Origin of the sequence: Flavobacterium sp. N1736 (assembly GCF_025947065.1) — a bacterium.
In the GTDB taxonomy this organism is placed as follows: Bacteria; Bacteroidota; Bacteroidia; order Flavobacteriales; family Flavobacteriaceae; genus Flavobacterium.
On record NZ_CP109994.1, the window covers coordinates 3,595,081 to 3,616,986 of the forward strand.

Consider the following 21,906-nt stretch of genomic DNA (forward strand, 5'->3'; position numbering starts at 1 on the left):
ATAGTTTTTTTTAGTTTTTTGAATTTGTTCTTTTAAGAAATTAAAGCTTTACAAAATTCAATAAAAAAACATCGTTTTCATTGATTTTAAAATCTTTGCTATAAGTTCCTTTTGCATCAATGGTTACTTTTTCAGTCGCCCATAAAGCGCCATTGTTTTTTTGTTTAATGATATTTACCTGCTCTCGCGATAACTGACTTGGTTTTCCCATGGCGAGATAATCTGCGTAAGCGTCATTTGTTTTATAACCTACTTTGTAGATTTCGAGATTGTATTTTCCTTTTTTCAAACCTTCAACTTCAATTTTTAAAGTTCCTTTTGGCTGTGATGGTAAATCCTGAACATAATAGGTTTGATTCCATACTTTATCTCCCGGATGCGTATTCGTAAAATCCCAAACCAACAATTGTACATCGCCTTTTGCGTTTTTAGTTGCCCACGAAGATTTGTCGTTATTTTGAAGTTCTGTTTCTCCTAATTTATTCAAAAAAGAATACGAGAAATAAGCCGGTTTTTTGATTCCTTGTGTATTTAATAATCCGAAACCGCCGTGAAACGGTGTAAATCTTGGACCCGGTTCTTCAAAAATATCGGTAAAAACCCAATACGACATGGAATTTGCCGCATTGCCAACTTGTTTTAGTTTCTGCAAAATATAAGCTGCTGAATGGTAACTATCATGAATTGGATCTGCAGGAGTATATGATGTGCTCCATTCTGTATAATGTAATTCTAATTTTGGCTTTGCCGAATTTGAAATTTGTTGACGTGAATTAATTACATCGCCGCTTATACTCGAATCTTCTTTATTTAAAACTGTTCCCGATGTTCCGAATTCATCTAAATATCCTTGTTTTACACCATAAGTATGTGTCGAAATAAAATCTAACGGAACATTGTTTTTAGTGCAAAAGTCTATTGTTTCCGGAACCCAGCCTGCTCCCGCTGTTGCAGGTCCGCCCACTTTATAAGCCGGATTTACACTTTTGATGCCGCGTGCAGCATATTCATATAATTTGAAATATTCTGCCTGCGTTCCTGTCCAGAAACCCGGAGATAAATTAGGTTCGTTCCAAACTTCAAAATACCATGTTTTTACTTCTTCATCTCCGTAACGTTCTTTGAAATGCTGGGTTAGATTTCGAATTAAATCTTCCCATTTTTTATAATCTTTTGGAGGCGTAACATTTCCCTTCCACCAAAAAATAGTCTGACTTCCGCTTGCCAATGCATTAGGCATAAATCCTAATTCTACAAAAGGTTTCATCTTTATGCTCAATATAAAATCATATAAAGCATCGATATATTGATAATTGTATTCGGGATTTCCATTTGAATCTTCGCGATAAACCGCCATATCATCAGACAATAAACCGTGCATTCTGATGTATTTAAAATCACATTCTTGTTTTGCCATTGCCAATTGCTGTTGCCAATCGGCGCGTAAACCTTCGTTTGCTCTTCCGGCGCCAATACATTCTTTGAACATAGTGTTCAGTTTTCCTGCGCTTTTGTTGTAATCGACTTTTATGATTCTTTCGTCAGATTTTACCGCATTCGAATTTTGTCCAAACAAATTAATATTGATTAGAAGTAATGAAAGAAATAGTATTGTTGAATATTTTTTCATCTGAAAAATGTTTTTTAAAATCCTGATGTTTGTTAGTAAACCTGACAGGTTTTAAAAACCTGTCGGGTTTGACAATCTATATCTATAATTTTTTTAATCTAATTGCTGTTCCTCCGGCGCCGCCTAAATGTAATTTTAGTGAATCTGAAGATTTTACCGTTTTTTTCGAAATTGCGATTTCAGCAGGATTATGTGTTTCATCAGTTCCTTCGGCGTCAGCGTAAATCTGAGCTTCGTAAGTTGCGTTTGGATCCAGGAATGATAAAGAAACATTTACGTCTCTTGCATTTTCATTTGTAATTGTTCCTAAATACCAATCGGCGCTGTTTCTGTCTTTACGCGCTGTGGTGATGTATTCTCCTATTTTTCCTTCTAATACTTTTGTATCTTCCCAATCTGTTGGAACATCTTTTAGGAATTGTAATGCTGGTTTTCCTTCATAATTTTCAGGTAAATCTGCCATCATCTGGATTGGTGCATAAATCGTAACATACAATGCTAATTGCTGCGCTGCTGTTCCGTGAACTCTTTTTCCCGGGTAACCTTGTTTTACCTCAACATCAAAAATTCCCGGTGTGTAATCCATTGGTCCTGAAAGCAATCTTGTAAACGGGATAATCGTTAAGTGATTTGGCGGATTTCCTTCGCTCCAAGCGTTGTATTCCTGTCCACGCGCTGCTTCTCTTGAAACCATGTTTGGAAAAGTTCTGCGTTCTCCGGTATCTTTTATAGATTCGTGATACAATACGGCTAAATCATATTGTGCTGCTTTTTCTAAAATGTATCTGAAATAGTTTACTCCAAATTGCCCGAAGTGCATTTGTTTCATATTTAATTTCGAACCTACGTGTCCAATTTTAACGGAATGAATTCCCAGTTTTTTGTACAACGCAAAACCTTCGTCAACTTCTTTTAAGTAGTTAATTAAGTTTGAACCTGTTTCGTGGTAACCAATAAGCGCTACACCTTTTTTGTTTCCGTAATCTACTACTTTTTCTAAATCGAAATTGTCTGCACTTTTAGTAAAACTAAACATGTGCATGTGGTTTTCATACCATGCCGGCGTCCAGCCTTTGTTCCATCCTTCGATCAATAAATGATGAAAGCCTTCTTTTGCCGTAAAATCGATATATTCTTCGGCATGTTTTGTTGTAGCGCCTTGTTTGTCGCTTTCCCAAAAAGTATATTTTCCAATATGCATTCCCCACCAAATTCCGAAGTATTTGTATGGTTTGAAATAACTTGCTGTATTTTTTAATTTGTTTGGTTCGTTCAGGTTTAAAATCAAATAAGATGTAATTAAATCTGCCGGAGTTTCTCCAATTTGAAGTGTTCTCCATGAAGAGGTAAATGTATCTTTTACACGAACTTTTACGCCATCTGCCCACGGCACTAAGTCTGATTTTAGCTGAGTTCCGGTTGTGTTTACCAAAGTCATACTGGCAAAATCTACTAAGTTTGCTTCATGAAAACTTAATGCTAATCCGCTTTTGCTTTCGATTGTTAGCGGAGTCAAAACCGTATCAAGTGTACTTACAGGAGCATCTTTAAAAAGATATTCGTCGCGGTTTTCTCTGTTTGCGGGAATCCACCATGCTTTTCCATCTTCTTTTAGGTTAAAAGTCGTTTTTTCATCCATAATGAAAATACTGTCTTTTACACTTTGTTTTGGATACACATATCTAAAAGCAATTCCGTCATCAAACGCGCGAAACTGAATTTCCAGTTTACGTTTGTTTCCTGCTTTTTGCTGTAATTGAACCGAAAGCTGGTTGTAATGATTTCTGATGTTTTTCTTTTCTCCCCAAACTTGTTCCCAGGTTTCGTCGAAAGTGGAATTTTTCACACTTTTGATTTCAAAATCAGAACTTAAATTTTCATTTCCTTTTAATAAAAAACCCATATCTGATGGTGTAATCACTTCGGTTTTTCCGTGTGAAACAGCATATTTCGGAGCGTTTTTTACTAACTCAAATTTAATTTTGTTTTGCCCGTTTGGCGATGCCAATTCATAAGCATTTTTACTTTTCTGACTGTATCCAATCGAAACGGAGAGGATTAAAGCGGGAAGAATGAGGTAATTTTTCATGATATTTTTCTTAATTCATTTTTAATAAATCGGGTGTTGCTTATGAGACTTCACCCGATTTACAAACTCAACAAAAACTTATTTTTTATCCCTTGTTGGGATTATTTTTTTTAACACATAGAGACATAGGATTTTGTAAACTTACAAAAGGCGTTTCACTTGTATTAACAAACATAGCTATGTGTGAAAGCTTGCTTTTTTGTTTACTTATTTAAAGTTTACAAAAAAATCTATGTTTCTATGTGTTTATTTTTTTTCACACAGATTAAAAATGATTTCTTTTTTCTGTGTGTTTATTTTTTCTCGCAGATTTGGCAGATTGAGCAGATTTTAATCTTTTTAATCTGTAGCTATTTTTTACTAATCATAGAAATTAAAAAAAAATCTGCTAAATCTGCCAAATCTGCGAGAGTAATAATCTTTTTAATCTATGTAATCTGTGGCATAACTTTTTTATTTTACCCACTCTGTTTTTAGAGTTGTTTTTCCTTTAAATGGGTTTGAAGTTACGTCAAAATTGTTTCCGTTTTTAGTTACTTTTATTTCTTGTACTGCATCGCCGTCCGGTAAAAATACTTTGGCTGTAGCCGAAGTGGTTTTGTCACTTGCATATATTTTTAATGTCAATTTACTCCAATCCATATCTTTTGTAGATTGTGCCAAAGCGATGTGAGGCAATGCTGTTCCGTCTTTTACAAGAACTATAATTGGCACTTCTCCGGCTTTGATTTTATGCCAGCCTGATTGGTATACTTTTTTGGTTTGGTAATCAATCCATGTTCCTTCCGGAAGATAAACATCTCTTTCTGTAACTTCTTCAAAAAGTGGCGCAACCAACATGCTTGAACCAAATAAATATTCATTGTCTACTAACCACGCTCCCGGATCATTTGGATATTCTACAAATAAAGCACGCATCATTGGTAATCCTTTTTGAGAACTTTCTTTCGCCTGAGCGTAGATATATGGCATTAATTCGTAACGCATATTATCTGCTTTTCTAAATCCTTCAAGGAAATCTTTGCTGTACAACCAAGGTTCGCGCGGAGGTTCTCCGTGGCTTCTTACGTGCGAAGTAAACATCCCGAAAGGTGCCCATCTTCTGTATAAATTCTCCGGTGATTTTGTTGCAAATCCTCCTACGTCATGACTCCAAAAACTGAATCCACTTAGACCTAATGAAAGTCCGCCGCGTAATTCTGCCGACATTGCGCCGTTTGTCGTTTCGGCATCGCCACCCCAATGTAATGGATAACGCTGAGATCCTGCCCATGTACTTCTTGCCCATATTAAGGTGTATCCTTTTTCTTTTTGGGTAATTTCGGCGACAGCCTTATTGTATCTTAACGGGTATAAATTGTGTTCGTAAAAACCTGTTCTTCCTGAATGGTAAATTCCGTCTGGCGGAGCAGCTTCTCCAAAATCTACTTTGAAAACCGAAACGCCCTGATCAAATAAATGTTTCAGTTTTGCCTGATACCAGCTTACCGTTTCAGGATTTGAGAAATCAAGAACGGCATCTTCGTACGGAAGATTTCCTTTGCGATCTCTTACGGCTAAATTCTTGTCCATAATTTCGTTAAACAATGTATTTTTTGGTGAAAAATAAGGCAATTGCCATAAACACACATGGAATCCATCGTCTTTAAGATCTGACATCATTTTTTGAGCATCCGGAAAACGGTCTTTTGAAAACTCGTAATTGTTTCTCCAATCTACATCAAACCAACCGGTGTCGAAGTGGATAACATCTGTTGGAATTTTATATTTACGTAAATCTTTTGCTACCTGACGTCCTTCTTTTTCTGAGAAATACGTGATTCGGCTCATCCAGAAACCAAATGACCAAAGTGGTGGCATTGCAGCTTTTCCGGTTAAATCTGTATATTGGTCTAAAACGTCTTTTGGTTCTCCGATAAAGAAAAATAAATCGGCTTCGTCGTCGCCAATATACATTTCGTTGGCACTTGCGTAATATTTACCAAAGTCAACCGTAATAGGTGTCGAATGGTGCATGAAAACTCCGTAACCGCGGCTGCTCATATAAAACGGAACAGGTTTGTACATCGTTTCATTCTGGATTCCGTTTGCGTCATCTGTCCATAAAACAACTTTTTGTCCGCGTTTGTTGAATTGTGTGAATGATTCTCCACAACCAAATATTTTTTCGTCCGGTTCTAAGCTGAAAGCTGCTCCCATACTTCTTGAATAATCGCTGTTTCTGCGAACATACGAAAACGGAAGTGTTGGCGTGTAGGTATTTTGTAAATCCGAATCATGAAGTGTGCTTGTTAAAAGCTTCCCTTTTTCATCGTAAATTTTTACATGCCACGGCTTCGTTAAAATTTCAACTGAACCATGTTGGCTCGTGTATTTATGTCCACCTTCAATTTTAGAATATTTCCATAATTCAGGATGATTTGGCGCAACGCCATTAATCAGCATTAAAGATTCTTTTTCAGGATGAAATTGTGGTCCTGAAGTGGTTTTGATTCTAATAGTACGATCTGAAACAAACTGAATCTGGAACGGCAATTCAGGAGAAGCCTGATATTCTGTCGTTGGAAATTCGTTTGCAGGAACTACATCTGGCTTCATCATCATGTTGTTGAATGCCTGACGCGTTTTATAATTGTATCTCAGATATTTTATCGTTCCTTTTCCTGTTGCAGGATCAAAAGCTGTAAGTTCATCAGCGAAATAAAAGGTGTTCAGATAATTCTGAAAATCCTTGCTGATATCTATTGGAGCATTTAATACATCGGCATTCTGAATTTGTGCTGATGCTTTTGGCGTCAAAACAAATCCAAGCATGAAAGCTGAAAACAATGTGGTTAGTGATGTGTTTTTCATTAGTTTAGTTTTTGTATTTCCTTCCTGCAAGGTTTTCAAAACCTTGTAGGTTTGCTATTTTTTATTCTATACTTTACTATTTATACCTACAAGGTTTTGAAAACCTTGCAGGAAAGGCATATCGTTATTTATTGCTTCTCAACCTGCAAGGTTTTTTCAACCTTGTAGGTTTGATTTATTTATTTAAATCCTATTTATACCTAACAGGTTTTGGAAACCTGTTAGGAATGTAACTTATTATTCTGCTGTAATTACGATTGTGGCTGGTTTTAATCCATTCGCTTTAGCGGTTAATTCTAATCTTCCTGTTTTATTTTCAGACTGAATAATGACTAAACATTTTCCGTTAAGTGCTGTATGTTTTGAACCTTTGTACGATTCGTGACTTACGGGATCTCCGCTGCAAACGCCTACTATTTTTCCGTTTCCTTTTAAGGAGAAGTTGATTTCGTTGTTTGCATTTGGAGCCAAAGTTCCTTTTGCATCGAGAATATCTACGGTTACAAAAGACAAATCATTTCCGTCTGCTTTGATGTTACTTCTGTCTGCTGTTAGTTTTAAGTTTGATGGATTTCCGGCTGTTTTTATTTCCGTTTCCAGAACTGTTTTTCCGTTTTTACGGGAAATGGCTTTTAGTGTTCCGGGTTGAAAAGGAATTCTCCACATAACGTGTAAATCTTCTCCTTTTTTACTGCGAACTCCTACTGATTTTCCGTTAAGGAAAAGTTCAACCTCATCAGCTTTATTATAGTAAGCCCAAACATCAACGGTTTGTCCTGCTTTCCAGTTCCAATGTGGAAAAATGTGCAGCACGGTTTTGTCTGTCCATTCGCTTTGGTACATATAATAAACATCTTTTGGGAAACCGGCTAAATCTACAATTCCGAAATAAGAGCTGATCGACGGCCATTCGTACGGAGTTGGTTCTCCGATATAATCGAAACCTGTCCAGATGTACATTCCGGAAAGATAATCGTGTTTTTTAATTACTTTCCATGTTGCTTCGTGCGTAGAACCCCAAGGCGCTTGCACCTGATCGTAAGCTGAAACGGTGTTTCCAGGATTTCCTTCTGTAAATTTAAGATCCCATCTTACGGGCCATTTTTTTATCGTATCTGAAACGGCATCATAATATCCACGGGTTTCTAATGCCGAAGTAGTTTCGGTTGCGATAAAAGGAATTCCGGGGAAATTCTTTTTATGATATTCATAGGTTTGATGCGCATAATTGTACCCAATAATATCCAAAGCACCCGATTTTGCGATTGCATTATATTGTACTTTTGCTTGTTCAAATTGCAATGTCACATTATCGATATTCATATTTACCGGCGGATTCATCGCTGCTGTAATCGGACGTGTTTTATCGTATTGACGTGTAATCGCCGCTAATTCTTTTGCCGTTTTTACGCCGTTTTCATTCCATTGATCGGGAATTTCGTTTCCGATACTCCACATAAAAACACTTGGATGATTTCGGTCACGAAGTAATTGATCGACTAAATCTTTTTTGTGCCATTTGTCCCAGTCGTTTGCATAATCGTATTTGGTTTTGGCTGTTTTCCACATATCAAATGCTTCATCCATAACGATGAAACCCATTTTATCACAAAGTTCTAAAAGTTCCGGAGCGGGCGGATTATGCGAAGTTCTGATTCCGTTTACACCCATTTCTTTCAGGATTTCAAGCTGACGCCCGATGGCGCGCGTGTTGATTGCAGAACCTAACGGACCTAAATCGTGGTGCATACAAACGCCTTTGATTTTTAGCTGTTTTCCGTTAAGGATAAAACCTTTATCAACATCAAATTTAAAATCTCTGATTCCGAAATTAGTTTTGTATCGATCGATAGTTTTATCATCAATTATAATTTCAGTTTCGGCGGTGTACAATTCAGGTTGTTCAACCGACCATAGAGCTGGCGTGTTAACCTCTGTTACTTGTTTAATAGTCTGATTGGCATTTGCACCAATTGTTATATTTTGAGTAGTCGATTTTAGTCGTCTACGTTCGTCTCCTGCATTAAAAAAAATAGTAGTCGTTACTGTTGCTTTTTTTGAAGTTGAATATTGATTTTTAATCGTAGTTTCAATATTAACCAAGGCTTTTTCAGCCGTAATTTTTGGCGTTGTCACATAAGTTCCCCATTGTGCAACGTGTAATTTATCTGTGGTTTCGATCCAGACATTTCTAAAAATTCCTGAACCTGAATACCAGCGTGAATTGGGTTGTTTTGAATTGTCAACCTTTACAATAATTTCGTTGTTTTTTTCTCCGTAATTTAAGTACGGTGACATGTCATATTGAAAGCCAATATATCCGTTTGGACGTTTTCCTAAATAGTGTCCGTTTACCCAGACCTCGCTGTTTTTGTAAACTCCATCAAAGGCAACTGATATAATTTTACTGCTATCAGAAGCGTTTATTTTGAAAGTTTTCTTATACCATCCTAAACCTCCATTAAGCGCTCCGCCCCCATATCCGGCGGGACTTTTCTCGTCAAATTTCCCTTCGATACTCCAATCATGCGGAACATTTAAAGTTCTCCATTTGGTTGAAGTTCCTATGGTGTCTTTATCTTTTAAACTATCATTTAAATGAAAACTCCAATCTGAATTAAAAGAAACTTTTCGGTTCATAAAAGCATCTTCTTTTTTGCTGCAAGAGCCAAACAAAATGATTCCAATTAATGTTACTAATGAAAGTTTACTGCTTAAATTCTTTCTTTTACGCATTGGTACTATTTTTTATTTTGGAAATTGAATTTAGAAATAAAAAGAGTTGCTATTATCTCTGTTAGAAATAATTTAAGTCTCAGTTTTAAAGAACATTAAAAAATGCTTATAAAACTGAGACTTTAGAATTAAATAATTAAGGCTTTGGCTTGTAGTGGAAAATAATTTGTGCTTTTCCTTCGCCAGTTCTGCTTTGATCGCGTAATACTGATAAACGCAATGATGTTGGTGTAAGTTCGATTACTTTTAAAGTCGACCAATTGCTTACATCCGGATAATAATCGCCTCCGTAAAGCAATTCTGCACCATTTAAAAATGACATTTTATTATTTACCATATCAAATGCAAATAATCCTGCTTTAGTAGCTTGTTCCGCCGTTGTCTGAGCGGTTTGTTTTACGGTAACATTATATCCGCCTGAAAGGTCAAAGCGCATTTCTCCCCAATCTTTATTTGGCATAACCCAACTGTTGCTTGCATAATCCGGATACCAGTTCCAGTTATCTCCTGTTGCACCGGGAAAATCTAAACCTCCCCAGCCAATAGGACTTTCCATATCTAAAACCCATGTTTTACCGGCAGCTCCATTTGTTAGCATTGCCCATTTAGGATCACTAAAATAAGTTTCGTCATTTTTTGCTACTGTAACAGATACCGGAGCGGTTGCATCTACAGAACCTCCTCTTGTATAAGCTGTATAATAAATCTTGTAAGTTCCTCCAAAAGGAAATACTACTTTATCATCATTTTTGTTAGAATGTCCTAATTCATTTCCTTTGCTATCGACATATTTCCAATACGGAATTACATTTGGATCCTGATTTTTTAAAATAACCTCGTGATCATTTGCCGGATTTTGAGTAACCGAAAATTTTGTATTCTCCGGTGTTAATGTAATAGCGTCCAAACTTTCGCGATCTTCAACAGGATCACAAGAAAATAATAATGAACCTACGGTTATTGCAGCTATTAATATATATAATATACGTTTCATAATTATTAGTTTTTTAGTTAATTCCAACCTGGATTTTGTTTAATAGTTCCGTTTGAAAGTACTATTTGAGATTGTGGCAATGGGAACCAGCCTAAAGTTTCAGGTCTAAAAGTCACATTAAAATCACCACCTGTATTGTTATCAATTGCAGTTTTGGCAATTGTCAAATTTTGTCTGATTAAATCAAAATAACGTAGTCCTTCAAGTGCTAATTCAAAACGGCGCTCATTCATAATTACTGCTTTTGTAAGATTGGCAGCTAAAACTCTGTGCGCTGTATCTTTAAATGCTCTGTCACGAACTCTGTTGAAATCATCTGCCGCTAATGCTGAATTTGTATCTAAATTCAATTCGGCAGCCATCAACAATACATCAGAAAAACGAATTACTGCATAATCCTGATAGTTGTCAATTTGGAAATTTCCTCCGTTTGCTTCAACAATCGCAACTCCGGCTGCATTTGTAATTGGGCAATATTTTTTCCATGAATATCCTGTGTACTGACGCTGATCTCTTGCCTGCGCATCAAAATTTAAAGGATTTCCATTATAGGATTCTGTCTTATAACTAATGATTGTTGCATCTCTACGTGTATCTCCTGCTGCATAATCATCATATAGTTTAGGATTTACTGTTGCTCCTCCCCAACCGGTAGCGTATGGTCCGATGTTACCTCCACGTGGTGCAATATCTACCTGAAAACGGTTTCCTTCATTTAAATTCCAATCTCCTTTTCCTGAACCGTTAAAACGAACTGCCCAAACCATTTCTGTATTGTCTTCTCCTGCAAATTTTTCAAAAGAAGCCGCTAACCAAAGATTAGCAAAATCTGCTACTAAACCGTGTCCGCTATTAGATACTGCATCGTTGATATAAGTAATCGCCTGCGCTTTGTTTACAACACCTGCTAAATCCGGTTTTTCATAATAATCTGTATAAAACAAAAATGTTCTTGCCAAATAAGCTTCTGCCGCCCATTTTGTAATACGTCCGTAATTAGCATTTCCTGTTTGTGAATAGTTTTCAGGACCTAAATTATCTGCTGCAAATTTTAAATCGCTTGCAATTAATGCATACGTAACTTCTGCCGGTTGTCTTGGCAATAAAAATTCGCTTGTCGTTACCGTATGATCCAAAGGCACGATATCACCAAACATTTTTGCCGCCATGAAGTGAAAGTGTGCTCTTAAAAAACGGGCTTCGGCTTCGTATCTTGTCTTTAAAGCGGTATTACTTCCCCAGTTTACCTGATCAAGGTGTTCCAATAAAATATTGGCTCTGTAAATCCCTAAGTAGGCATATTTCCATACATCAGAATTCATGTCTTTATTGGTTACATATAAAAAGCGATCCCATTCGATATCTGCCTGAGCATCTGCCGTTCCATATCCTCCAAAACAATCATCAGATGCTTGTTCACTAATTAATAATGGTCCGCCGTAAGCTTCGCGCTGTAGTACATCGTACACCGAAATTAATCCCTGGTAAGCATCGTTTGGTGTTTTGTAGAAATTATTTTCATCTTTATTTGTAGAAGATTCAGTATCCAGAAAATCATCAGAACAAGCTCCTAAAATCAACAAGCCTGAAACTGCTAATAATTTTATATATTTTTTCATCGTTTTCATAATTTAAAAGTTAACATTAAGCCCCATCATGTATGTTCTTGGCTGTGGATAATATCCAACATCAATTCCTCTCGCCCAAGGCTGAGTTAAATTACCGCTGCTGTCTCTGTTACTGTTTCCAAATCCAATTTCAGGATCCATTCCCTGGTATTTTGTAAACGTAAACAGGTTATTAGCTGCAACATACAATCTGAATTTGCTGAAGAAATTTAACTTGTTTGTTAATTTTGTAAAATCGCATCCTATTGTAGCACTTTTAATTCTGTAGAAATCTGCATTTTGAACATATAAATCAGAGAATTTAGTATAATTACCATTTGTATCTGCTCCATAAGTAACTCTCGGAATTCTGTCTGAACTTCCTTCTGTTGTCCATCTGTTTAAAACCTCTGTTGTATTATTTGTGTAAGGACGTGTTGGATCGTGAACTCCAAAAACATTTTGATTTCCTGCTACTCCGTATGTGTAAACTGAAAGATCGAATGCTTTGTATGAAAGGTCAAAATTTAAACCATATGTAAAATCAGGATTTGGGTTTCCGATTTTAGTTTTATCATTTGCATCAATTTTTCCGTCATTGTTTAAATCTACGAAACGAACATCTCCGGGTTGTGCATTTGGCTGAACACCGGCTGCAACTTCTGAAGTATTTTGAAAAATTCCGGCAGTTTTTAATCCGTAGAAATAACCAATTGGCTGCCCAACCTCAACGCGGTTCATCTCATCAGTTCCCTGAAACAATAAGTTTGTTTCTCCGTGAATAATTCCTTCACTGTTTGCAACTCTAAGTACTTTATTTTCATTGTGTGAAATGTTTCCGTTTATAGAAAAATTCCAGTCTTTTCCAAATTTAGTGCGGTAAGCCAAAGCAAGTTCAACTCCTTTATTTTGAATATCTCCTCCGTTAATATAAGGCGCCGTTGCTCCTGCATAAACAGGAATTGAAGAAAGTACTAACCAGTCTTTTGTTTTTTTATCGTAATAATCAAACGTTAAAGTAAAATTAGTAAATAATGTAGCATCAAAACCAAAATCTGTTTGCTCTGAAGTTTCCCATTTCAGGTCTTTGTTTGAAAGCTGATCCGGGCTTGCTCCTGTTTGCAGCGTTTCTGTTCCTGTACCAAAATGGTAGCTTTTATTGTAGGTACTGATTGTTGACAAATAAGAAAAAGCAGGAATCTGGTCGTTACCATTTTGTCCCCAGCTTGCTCTTAATTTAAGGCTGTTTAATACTTTATTTTGTGGAAAGAAACCTTCTTTATCCACGTTCCATCCTGCAGAAAGTGACGGGAAATTTCCGTATCGGCTTGAACGTGCAAAGTTTGAAGAACCGTCTCTTCTAATTGTTGCTGTAAACAAGTATTTGTTATTGTAATCATACAACAAACGTCCAAAGTAAGATTGAATAGCATAATCTGCACGGTTTCCTTTTACTGTATTTGATGTTTGGTCTGTAGCATTACTTAGGTAAGCATGATCAAAATCATCAAAAGTCAAGTTTTTCCCTGTACCTTCCATAAAATCTGACGTGTTCTTTTTAGCAGAAGTACCAACTAATACATCAAAATTATGAACTCCGGCAAGTGTTCCTTTGTATTGCACTGTGTTTTCAAAAATCCATCCTAATGATTTAGTCGCATTTTGAGTTACACTTGAAACCGTATTATTATCTGTTGTTGAAAGAGAATAAACCGGTCTGAAAGAACGATAATTACTATCTGTCATATCAACACCAAAGCTCGTTCTGTATGTAAAGTTTTTTAAGAATTTTAATTCTGCAAAAATATTTCCTACGTAACGGTTTGATTTTGTTTCATTAAAGTTATTGTAGTATAATGATCCAACCGGATTACTAACATCCGGCGCCACTACTGAATGTGCAAAGTTTCCGTCTGCATCATAAACTGCATCAATTGGTGCTGCATTTAAAAAGCTTCTGATTGCGTTGCTGTAAATTCCCTGATCTGCAACTCCAGAACTTTTGATATTGGCGAATGAAAAATTCTCTCCAATTTTCAAATGGTTTTCAATAACTTCTGACGTTGAGTTTACACTAAATGTAATACGGTCATATTGCGATTGACTTGTTGCACTACCAATCATACCTTCTTGCCCGTAATAAGACAATCCTGTAGAAATGGTAGATTTTTTATCACCTCCGCTAATGGTTAGCGAGTGATTTTGTTTCATTGCACCTTCATTAAATAAATCTTTTTGCCAGTCGTGATCTGGAAAAGCTGCAATTTGTGCTGGTGTATAAAGTGGCGTTAAACCAGAATTTACACGTGCTTCGTTCATAATAGTAGTATATTCCTGTGTGTTTAATAAATCCAGTTTTTTAGCTACCTGCTGAAAACCTGTGTAGGTATTAAACGCAACATTCATTTTACCATCTTTACCTTTTTTGGTTGTTACCAAAATAACTCCGTTTGCTGCTCTTGCTCCATAAATAGATCCTGCCGAAGCATCTTTCAATACGTCGATTCTTTCTATTGCCGAAGGATCAAGATAGCCAATTCCGTTATCGACAACCACACCATCTACAACATAAAGCGGTGTACTGTTTCCTGCGGTTCCAACTCCACGAATGTTTACTGCCATTCCAGCGCCCGGTTGTCCCGAAGTTGAAGTAACATTTACACCCGAAGCCTGACCTTGCAGAGCATTTACAACATCAAGACTGGCAACATTTTGAATGTCTTTTCCTGATACTAATGAAGTTGCAGCTGTATTTACCTTTTTCTTTTGTGTACCGTAACCGATAACCACAATTTCTTTTAGTTCAGCAGTTTCAGCCTGCATGGTTACATTTATTTTTCTATTGGCTCCAACAGTAATTTTTTGTGTTTTATATCCCATAAAACTAAATACCAGAACATCGCCTGTTTTAGCTTCAATTTTGTATAATCCATCAAAATCAGTTGCAGTGCTGATTTTTGTTCCTTCTACCAAAACAGTGGCGCCCGGAACTCCCATATTATCATCTGCTGATGTTATATTTCCGCTCACATATTTGGATTGCTCCTGAGCAAAACCAGATTGCATTGTAAAGACGCTTAGCAGCAGCGCTATACAAAACGGAAGCATTGTCGTTTTTATACAATATTTGCTTTTCATAATAATTAAGAATTGGTTTAAATTTATAGTTAGTTACCTGTAATTGATTTAATACGCATTCGAAATAATCTGCTCGAATAATTCTTGTCTGCCGCTTATGGCCTGAGGTTCTCCGTTTGCACGTGCAATTTTGCTAAGATCTTCAAGAGATAATTCTCCTTTTTCAAACTTAGCTCCGTTTCCACCGTCAAACGAGCTGTAACGCTGTGTGCGTAATTTTCTGTAATCAGTATTTTGAAGTATGTGATCTGCACAGATTAATCCTCTTGCAAAAACATCCATTCCAGAAATGTGTGCAATAAATTTATCTTCTAAATCGATTGAATTTCTTCTCACTTTAGCGTCAAAGTTTACACCACCACCCTGAATTCCGCCGCCTTCAAGGATAACCAACATTGCCTGAGTTACTTCCTGAATATTGATTGGGAATTGATCGGTATCCCAGCCATTTTGGTAATCACCGCGATTTGCATCGATGCTTCCTAACATTCCTGCATCAACGGCAACTTGTAGTTCATGTTCAAAAGAATGTCCTGCAAGCGTTGCGTGATTTACTTCAAGATTTAATTTGAAATCATTTTGAAGCCCGTATTTATTGATGAAACCTAATGAAGTCGCCGCATCAAAATCATATTGATGTTTGGTTGGTTCCATTGGTTTTGGTTCGATTAAAAAGTTTCCTTTAAAACCTTCTTTACGAGCATAATCTTTACATGTATTCAAGAATCTACCTAAATGGTCTAATTCTCTTTTCATGTCTGTATTTAACAAACTCATATATCCTTCACGTCCTCCCCAAAAAACATAATTTTCTCCGCCAAGCGCAATAGTCGCATCGATAGCAATTTTTGCCTGAGCTCCGGCATACGCCAAAACATCAAAGTTTGGGTTGGTTGCCGCACCGTTCATGTAACGTGGATTACTGAATAAGTTAGAAGTTCCCCACAATAGTTTAATTCCAGATTCCTGTTGTTTTTGTTTTGCATATTCAACCATTGTCTGAATACGCGTTTCAAATTCTGCCAAAGTTGGCGCATCATCCACCACATCAACATCATGAAAACAATAATATGGCAAACCTAATTTTGTCATGAATTCAAAAGCCGCATCCATTTTGTCTTTGGCTCTTAAAATTGCATTTTCATTTTTATCCCACGAAAAAGTTTCCGTCGAAGCTCCAAACGGATCTCCTCCCGTATTACATAGCGTATGCCAGTAAGCCATTGAAAAACGCAAATGTTCTTTCAAAGTTTTTCCGGCAACAACACGATTTTCATCATACCATTTAAACGCCAATGGATTATCACTTTCTCTGCCTTCGAACTTAATTGTATCGATGTTTTTAAAATATTGATTGGTTGTGCTCATTCTTATTGTTCTATTTTAATTTGATTTTTCCATTCCTGATATAAATCCTGATATTGAGAAGTCAGAATTTTGTTGGGTTCAATTCGGTCTAAATATTGCAATCCTTCAAAAGCTTCGTTGAGCGAATTGTAATATCCTAAACCGTAAGCGGCACCTCTCGCAGCACCTTCGGCACCTGATGTATTGTATAATTCTAAAGTTGTTTGTGTCGTATTAGTGAAGATTTCCCTGAAAACCGGGCTCAAAAACAAGTTTGAATTTCCTGCACGAACTACAGTTCCTGAAACTCCAACTTCTTTCATCACATCAAAACCGTAATTCATTGCAAACACAATTCCTTCGCAAGCTGCACGAACCAAATGTGACGGCTGATGGATATTGAAATTTAAATTCTGAATTCCCGATGTTGCATTTTTATTATTGAAAATACGCTCCACACCATTTCCGAAAGGATAAAAACGAAGTCCGTTGCTTCCGGCTTCTACTTTTGCAGCTTCGGCATTTAGTTTTTCGTAAGCGATTAAATCAGTTCTGTCAACTGACATAATTTTGCGAAGCCATTGGTATAAAATTCCAGAACCGTTAATGCACAACATTACGCCATTGCGTTTCTCGGTTTCTGTATTATAGACGTGTAAAAAAGTATTGATTCTGTTTTGTTTGTCGTAAGCATCCTGATCGCTTACGGCATAAACTACTGCCGAAGTTCCGGCTGTTGTAGCGATTTCTCCGGGTTTCAAAACATTCAATGACAATGCATTGTTGGGTTGATCTCCGGCTCTGTACGTTATTTTTGCATCGGGATTTAATCCTAATTCCTGAGCGATATCTGCGTGAATTGTTGCCTGGACTCCGAAATTTGAAACAATTTCAGGAACAATATCTGCTGATAATCCCATTTGAGAAAGGATTTCTGTTGCCAGTTTTCCTTCTGAAAAATTCCATAAAGCGGCTTCTGATAATCCCGAAGTACTAATTTGAGCCACTTTTGATAATTTCGCAGCAATAAAATCGCCCGGAAGCATCATGTATTTTGCTTTTGCAAAAACTTCAGGTTCGTTGTCTTTTACCCATTTTAATTTTGAAGCCGTAAAATTTCCCGGACTTCCTAAAATTTGCTTTTGACAATTTTCTGCACCAATCTTATTATAAATTTCGTCTCCAATAATCGCAGCACGACTATCGCACCAAATAATCGAAGAACGAACGGGATTTAAATTTTCATCGGTTAAAACCAAACCATGCATTTGGTACGCAATTCCGATTCCGGCAATTTTCTTTAAATCAATATTAGATTTTGCACCCAATTGTTTGATTCCGTCTTTTACATATTGCCACCACGATTCCGGATTTTGTTCTGCCCAGCCAAATTGTTGTGCAATAATTGGCATTTCAAAATCAGGAACACTTACTGCACCAATCGTCGTTCCTTTTTCAGGATCGAAAACTGATAATTTTATTGAAGAGCTCCCTAAATCAATTCCTAAAAAAAACATTTGCGGCACTTTTTAATTAGTTATAGATTTGTCCATTCAAAACTTATAGTCAAACTGAACTTATCTTATGGTTATTTTGACTACAAGTGTAAAACATTTTTTCTATATTAACAAAATATTAGGTGTTTTTTTTGGCTATTCAGATAAATTGATATTCATTTTTACAGATACAACAAAAAACGTGTTGAAAGTGAAATAAAAATTATCGAAAAAATAACGAATTATGAATTTGACAATCAGACATTTAAGAAATAGAATTTAAAAAAGAAAAAATCGACAATAAAACAACAGACTGATTATCAGAAAATTGTTACGTTAAAAAAAATATAAAGCTTTCACGAAAGCAATTATTCATTTTATTTATTTAATTTGTCAAAATTTTAATAGGATATGGTTAAAAATGTAGATGAAGATTCCGTTTTAAAGAACGAGCAAACTGCAATGAATGCGATCACGATTGACTGTGTAATATTTGGTTTTGACAAAGGAAGTTTAGAAGTACTTTTGGTACAGCACGGAGAAGGAATCAGCAAAGGAAAATGGGGTCTTCCGGGTGGTTGGATTTATAAAAAAGAAAGTACAGACAACGCCGCACATCGTTTATTAAATGAACTTACAGGTCTTGATAATATTTATCTGGAGCAGCTGAAAGCGTTTGGAGATCCTAACCGTTTCCCGCTTCGACGCGTTATTACGATTGGTTATTATGCGTTGGTAAAACGTGAAGACTATAATATTAAAGCCGGTTTTACGGCTTCTGATGCCAAATGGTATAAAATAAACAGTATTCCGGATTTGATTTACGATCATAACGAAATTCTGGCGTATAGTTTAAAACACCTTCAAAACAGAGTTCGTCAGGCGCCGCTTGGATTTAATTTACTGCCTGAAAAATTTACTTTATTACAGTTGATGCATTTATATGAAGAAATTTTGGGAATTGAGATGGATAAATCTAACTTTCGCCGAAAAATTCTTCACATGAAATTATTGGTTGCTTTAGACGAAAAACAGCAAGATGTATCACACAGAGCCGCAAAATTGTATAAGTTTGATCCTGACATTTACAAAAAACTGACTGAAAAAGGATTTAATTTTGAATTTTAATGGCTATTTCATCTTCTAAAAATATTTCTGAAACTGAAACAAATACTACTATAACCGCAGATAAAAAAACGATTATAAACGGTATTACAATTGACTGCGTTATTTTTTCGTTTGACAAAAAAAACCTTGAGGTTCTTTTGGTACAGCATGCCGGCGGAGCAAGTATAGGAAAATGGGGTCTTCTTGGCGGAGATTTATATTTAGACGAAAGTGTTGATAATGCTGCGCTTCGAATCGTATATGAACTTACCAGCCTTGATAATATTTACTTAGAACAGCTAAAAGCTTTTACAGATCCTGATCGTGTAAAAAGTACGAGGGTTATTACCGTAGGATATTATACTTTAGTGAACAGGGAAGATTATAATATTAAAGCGAGCGTTTCTGTAATTGAGGCGAAATGGTATAAAATTAAAGAAATCCCGGATTTGATTTTTGACCACAACGAAATTCTCGAATTCAGTTTAATGCAATTGCGTAATCGGGTTCGTCAGGCGCCTATTGGTTTTAATCTTTTGCCTGAAAAATTTACTTTATTACAATTAATGCATCTTTATGAAGAAATATTAGGCGTTGAATTGGATAAGTCCAATTTTCGCAGAAAAATATTGCACATGAAATTATTGGTTGCGCTCGATGAAAAGCAAAAAGATGTTTCGCACAGAGCCGCAAAACTCTATAAATTTGATCCCGAAATCTACAAAAAACTCACTGAAAAAGGTTTTAATTTTGAGTTTTAAAACTGATTTTAAATTCGAGAATCTAACAATCAGAGATCATCATTCCAGAATCCAAAACTTTGCGCTATCTTTGCGCCTTAATAACACTCTGTAAAGCAATTGTTACAGAACAAATTTATACCCTGAAATTACTAAAATCTCGTTTAGAGAATTGATATAATAAAATGAAGAAGATACGTAACTTTTGCATTATTGCACACATTGACCACGGTAAAAGTACACTGGCAGACCGCTTATTGGGCGCTACACAAACCGTTACAGCTCGTGAAGAAAAAGCACAATTGCTTGACAACATGGACCTGGAACGTGAGCGTGGAATTACCATAAAAAGTCACGCCATTCAAATGGAATATACTTATAAAGGAGAAGAATATATTTTAAATTTAATTGACACTCCCGGTCACGTTGACTTTTCATACGAAGTTTCTCGTTCAATTGCTGCCTGCGAAGGCGCACTTTTGATCGTTGATGCTGCACAAAGTATTCAGGCACAAACGATTTCAAACTTATATTTAGCTTTAGAAAATGATCTGGAAATTATTCCGGTTTTAAATAAAGTAGATTTACCAAGCGCTAATCCTGAAGAAGTTAGTGATGATATTATTGATTTATTAGGATGTAAACTTGAAGATATTATTCATGCTTCGGGAAAAACAGGTTTTGGTGTTGAAAATATCTTAGCTGCAATTATCGAAAAAATCCCGCCTCCGTCAGGAAATGTTGACGAGCCGTTACAAGCTTTGATTTTCGATTCACATTACAATCCGTTTCGTGGAATTGAAGTTATTTTCCGTGTAAAAAACGGACAGATTAAAAAAGGGCAAAAAATTAAATTCATGGCGACAGGAAATGAATATTTTGCCGATGAAATTGGAACTTTAAAATTAAATCAGGTTCCTAAAAATGTTATTTCTGCAGGTGATGTTGGTTATTTAATTTCTGGAATTAAAGAAGCTAAAGATGTAAAAGTTGGAGATACTCTGACCGATGCTAAAACGCCTACTACCAATATGATTACGGGTTTTGAAGATGTAAAACCAATGGTATTTGCCGGAATTTATCCTGTTGATACGGAAGATTATGAAGATTTACGTTCTTCAATGGAAAAACTGCAATTGAATGATGCTTCGTTAGTTTTTACTCCTGAAAGTTCTGCGGCTTTAGGTTTTGGTTTCCGTTGCGGATTCTTAGGAATGCTTCACATGGAAATTATCCAGGAACGTTTAGAGCGTGAGTTTGATATGACTGTAATTACTACAGTTCCTAACGTTTCGTATTTGGCTTACACCAAAAAAGATCCTGAAACTCCATTTGTTGTAAATAATCCTTCTGACTTACCTGAACCTTCTCGTTTAGACCGAGTTGAAGAACCATATATTAAAGCAACTATCATTACAAAATCTGATTTTGTTGGAAACGTAATGAGTTTGTGTATCGAAAAACGTGGTGTAATTACCAATCAAACGTATTTGACTACAGAACGTGTTGAATTGAATTTTGACATGCCATTGGCAGAGATTGTATTCGATTTTTACGATCGTCTAAAAACAGTTTCTAAAGGTTATGCTTCTTTTGACTACTCTCCTATTGGAATGAGAACTTCGAAATTAGTAAAACTGGATGTTCTTTTAAATGCTCAAACGGTTGATGCACTTTCAGCCTTGATTCACGAAGACAATGCGTATAATATCGGTAAAAAAATGACCGAGAAATTACGTGAACTAATCCCAAGACAACAATTTGATATTCCGATTCAGGCTGCAATTGGAGCAAAAATTATTGCTCGTGAAACTATTAAAGCACTTCGTAAAGACGTTACCGCAAAATGTTACGGTGGAGATATTTCTCGTAAACGTAAATTGCTTGAAAAACAGAAAAAAGGTAAAAAACGTATGAGACAAGTAGGAAACGTTGAGATTCCGCAAGAAGCTTTTATGGCTGTTTTGAAATTGAATGACTAACGCTTTTTAGAAGAAAGAATTTTAGAAGAAAGAATTTCAGAATAAAGATAATAGAATATAGATTGAACCCGATGGCGAAAGTTGTCGGGTTTTTTGTTTAATATACAGATTGCGAAATAATTTTTAACCCATAAATCTGTCCTAATTTGGAACAAATTTTTTATTTCTTTAAACTTTGAACCTTTGT

At 36.0% G+C, this 21,906-nt stretch carries 12 protein-coding genes; 3 read left to right on the top strand and 9 right to left on the bottom strand.

Annotation, left to right across the window (positions count from 1 at the left end):
- Positions 1–40: 40 nt before the first annotated feature.
- From OLM54_RS15380 to OLM54_RS15420, 9 genes are all read right to left on the bottom strand, one after another.
- Positions 41–1,630: a GH39 family glycosyl hydrolase gene (locus OLM54_RS15380; RefSeq protein WP_264535454.1), complete on the bottom strand. Its 1,590-nt coding sequence runs from the start codon at positions 1,628–1,630 to the stop codon at positions 41–43.
- 82 nt (positions 1,631–1,712) lie between these two features.
- Positions 1,713–3,719 (bottom strand): glycoside hydrolase family 97 protein, encoded by a 2,007-nt coding sequence (locus OLM54_RS15385; protein ID WP_264535455.1) that lies wholly within the window; start codon positions 3,717–3,719, stop codon positions 1,713–1,715.
- A gap of 453 nt (positions 3,720–4,172) precedes the next feature.
- Entirely contained in the window at positions 4,173–6,572 is a 2,400-nt protein-coding gene (locus OLM54_RS15390) for an alpha-xylosidase (RefSeq protein ID WP_264535456.1), read from the bottom strand.
- A 237-nt stretch (positions 6,573–6,809) separates the two neighbouring features.
- On the bottom strand, positions 6,810–9,308 hold the full coding sequence (locus OLM54_RS15395) for a glycoside hydrolase family 2 TIM barrel-domain containing protein (protein ID WP_264535457.1): 2,499 nt from the start codon (positions 9,306–9,308) through the stop codon (positions 6,810–6,812).
- A 136-nt stretch (positions 9,309–9,444) separates the two neighbouring features.
- Complete coding sequence (locus tag OLM54_RS15400) at positions 9,445–10,302, bottom strand: hypothetical protein (protein WP_264535458.1); 858 nt, start codon at positions 10,300–10,302, stop codon at positions 9,445–9,447.
- A gap of 17 nt (positions 10,303–10,319) precedes the next feature.
- Positions 10,320–11,921, bottom strand: a complete 1,602-nt coding sequence (locus OLM54_RS15405; protein WP_264535459.1) for a RagB/SusD family nutrient uptake outer membrane protein — start codon at positions 11,919–11,921, stop codon at positions 10,320–10,322.
- A 12-nt stretch (positions 11,922–11,933) separates the two neighbouring features.
- Positions 11,934–15,047, bottom strand: coding sequence for a SusC/RagA family TonB-linked outer membrane protein (locus OLM54_RS15410; protein ID WP_264535460.1), 3,114 nt, complete (start codon positions 15,045–15,047; stop codon positions 11,934–11,936).
- 48 nt (positions 15,048–15,095) lie between these two features.
- Positions 15,096–16,415 (bottom strand): xylose isomerase, encoded by a 1,320-nt coding sequence (xylA, locus tag OLM54_RS15415; protein ID WP_264535461.1) that lies wholly within the window; start codon positions 16,413–16,415, stop codon positions 15,096–15,098.
- Between the two features lie 2 nt (positions 16,416–16,417).
- Positions 16,418–17,911 carry a xylulokinase gene (locus OLM54_RS15420; RefSeq protein WP_264535462.1) on the bottom strand — a complete coding sequence of 498 codons (1,494 nt, stop codon included), beginning with the start codon at positions 17,909–17,911 and terminating at the stop codon, positions 16,418–16,420.
- 390 nt (positions 17,912–18,301) lie between these two features.
- Here OLM54_RS15420 and OLM54_RS15425 point away from each other — a divergent pair, with 390 nt between their 5' ends.
- The 3 genes from OLM54_RS15425 (at position 18,302) to lepA (ending at position 21,719) form a co-directional block, all read left to right on the top strand.
- Entirely contained in the window at positions 18,302–19,018 is a 717-nt protein-coding gene (locus OLM54_RS15425) for an NUDIX hydrolase (protein WP_264535463.1), read from the top strand.
- Complete coding sequence (locus tag OLM54_RS15430) at positions 19,018–19,758, top strand: NUDIX hydrolase (RefSeq protein WP_264535464.1); 741 nt, start codon at positions 19,018–19,020, stop codon at positions 19,756–19,758. Before OLM54_RS15425 ends, OLM54_RS15430 begins: the two co-directional genes overlap by 1 nt.
- Before the next feature lie 164 nt (positions 19,759–19,922).
- Positions 19,923–21,719 (top strand): translation elongation factor 4, encoded by a 1,797-nt coding sequence (gene lepA, locus OLM54_RS15435; RefSeq protein ID WP_264535465.1) that lies wholly within the window; start codon positions 19,923–19,925, stop codon positions 21,717–21,719.
- Positions 21,720–21,906: the final 187 nt, after the last annotated feature.

Bases quoted from the DNA above. Each gene is read 5' to 3' on its own strand.
- OLM54_RS15380 (WP_264535454.1), bottom strand. From the start codon at position 1,630: ATGAAAAAATATTCAACAATACTATTTCTTTCATTACTTCTAATCAAT.
- OLM54_RS15385 (WP_264535455.1), bottom strand. From the start codon at position 3,719: ATGAAAAATTACCTCATTCTTCCCGCTTTAATCCTCTCCGTTTCGATT.
- OLM54_RS15390 (WP_264535456.1), bottom strand. From the start codon at position 6,572: ATGAAAAACACATCACTAACCACATTGTTTTCAGCTTTCATGCTTGGA.
- OLM54_RS15395 (WP_264535457.1), bottom strand. From the start codon at position 9,308: ATGCGTAAAAGAAAGAATTTAAGCAGTAAACTTTCATTAGTAACATTA.
- OLM54_RS15400 (WP_264535458.1), bottom strand. From the start codon at position 10,302: ATGAAACGTATATTATATATATTAATAGCTGCAATAACCGTAGGTTCA.
- OLM54_RS15405 (WP_264535459.1), bottom strand. From the start codon at position 11,921: ATGAAAAAATATATAAAATTATTAGCAGTTTCAGGCTTGTTGATTTTA.
- OLM54_RS15410 (WP_264535460.1), bottom strand. From the start codon at position 15,047: ATGAAAAGCAAATATTGTATAAAAACGACAATGCTTCCGTTTTGTATA.
- xylA (WP_264535461.1), bottom strand. From the start codon at position 16,415: ATGAGCACAACCAATCAATATTTTAAAAACATCGATACAATTAAGTTC.
- OLM54_RS15420 (WP_264535462.1), bottom strand. From the start codon at position 17,911: ATGTTTTTTTTAGGAATTGATTTAGGGAGCTCTTCAATAAAATTATCA.
- OLM54_RS15425 (WP_264535463.1), top strand. From the start codon at position 18,302: ATGGTTAAAAATGTAGATGAAGATTCCGTTTTAAAGAACGAGCAAACT.
- OLM54_RS15430 (WP_264535464.1), top strand. From the start codon at position 19,018: ATGGCTATTTCATCTTCTAAAAATATTTCTGAAACTGAAACAAATACT.
- lepA (WP_264535465.1), top strand. From the start codon at position 19,923: ATGAAGAAGATACGTAACTTTTGCATTATTGCACACATTGACCACGGT.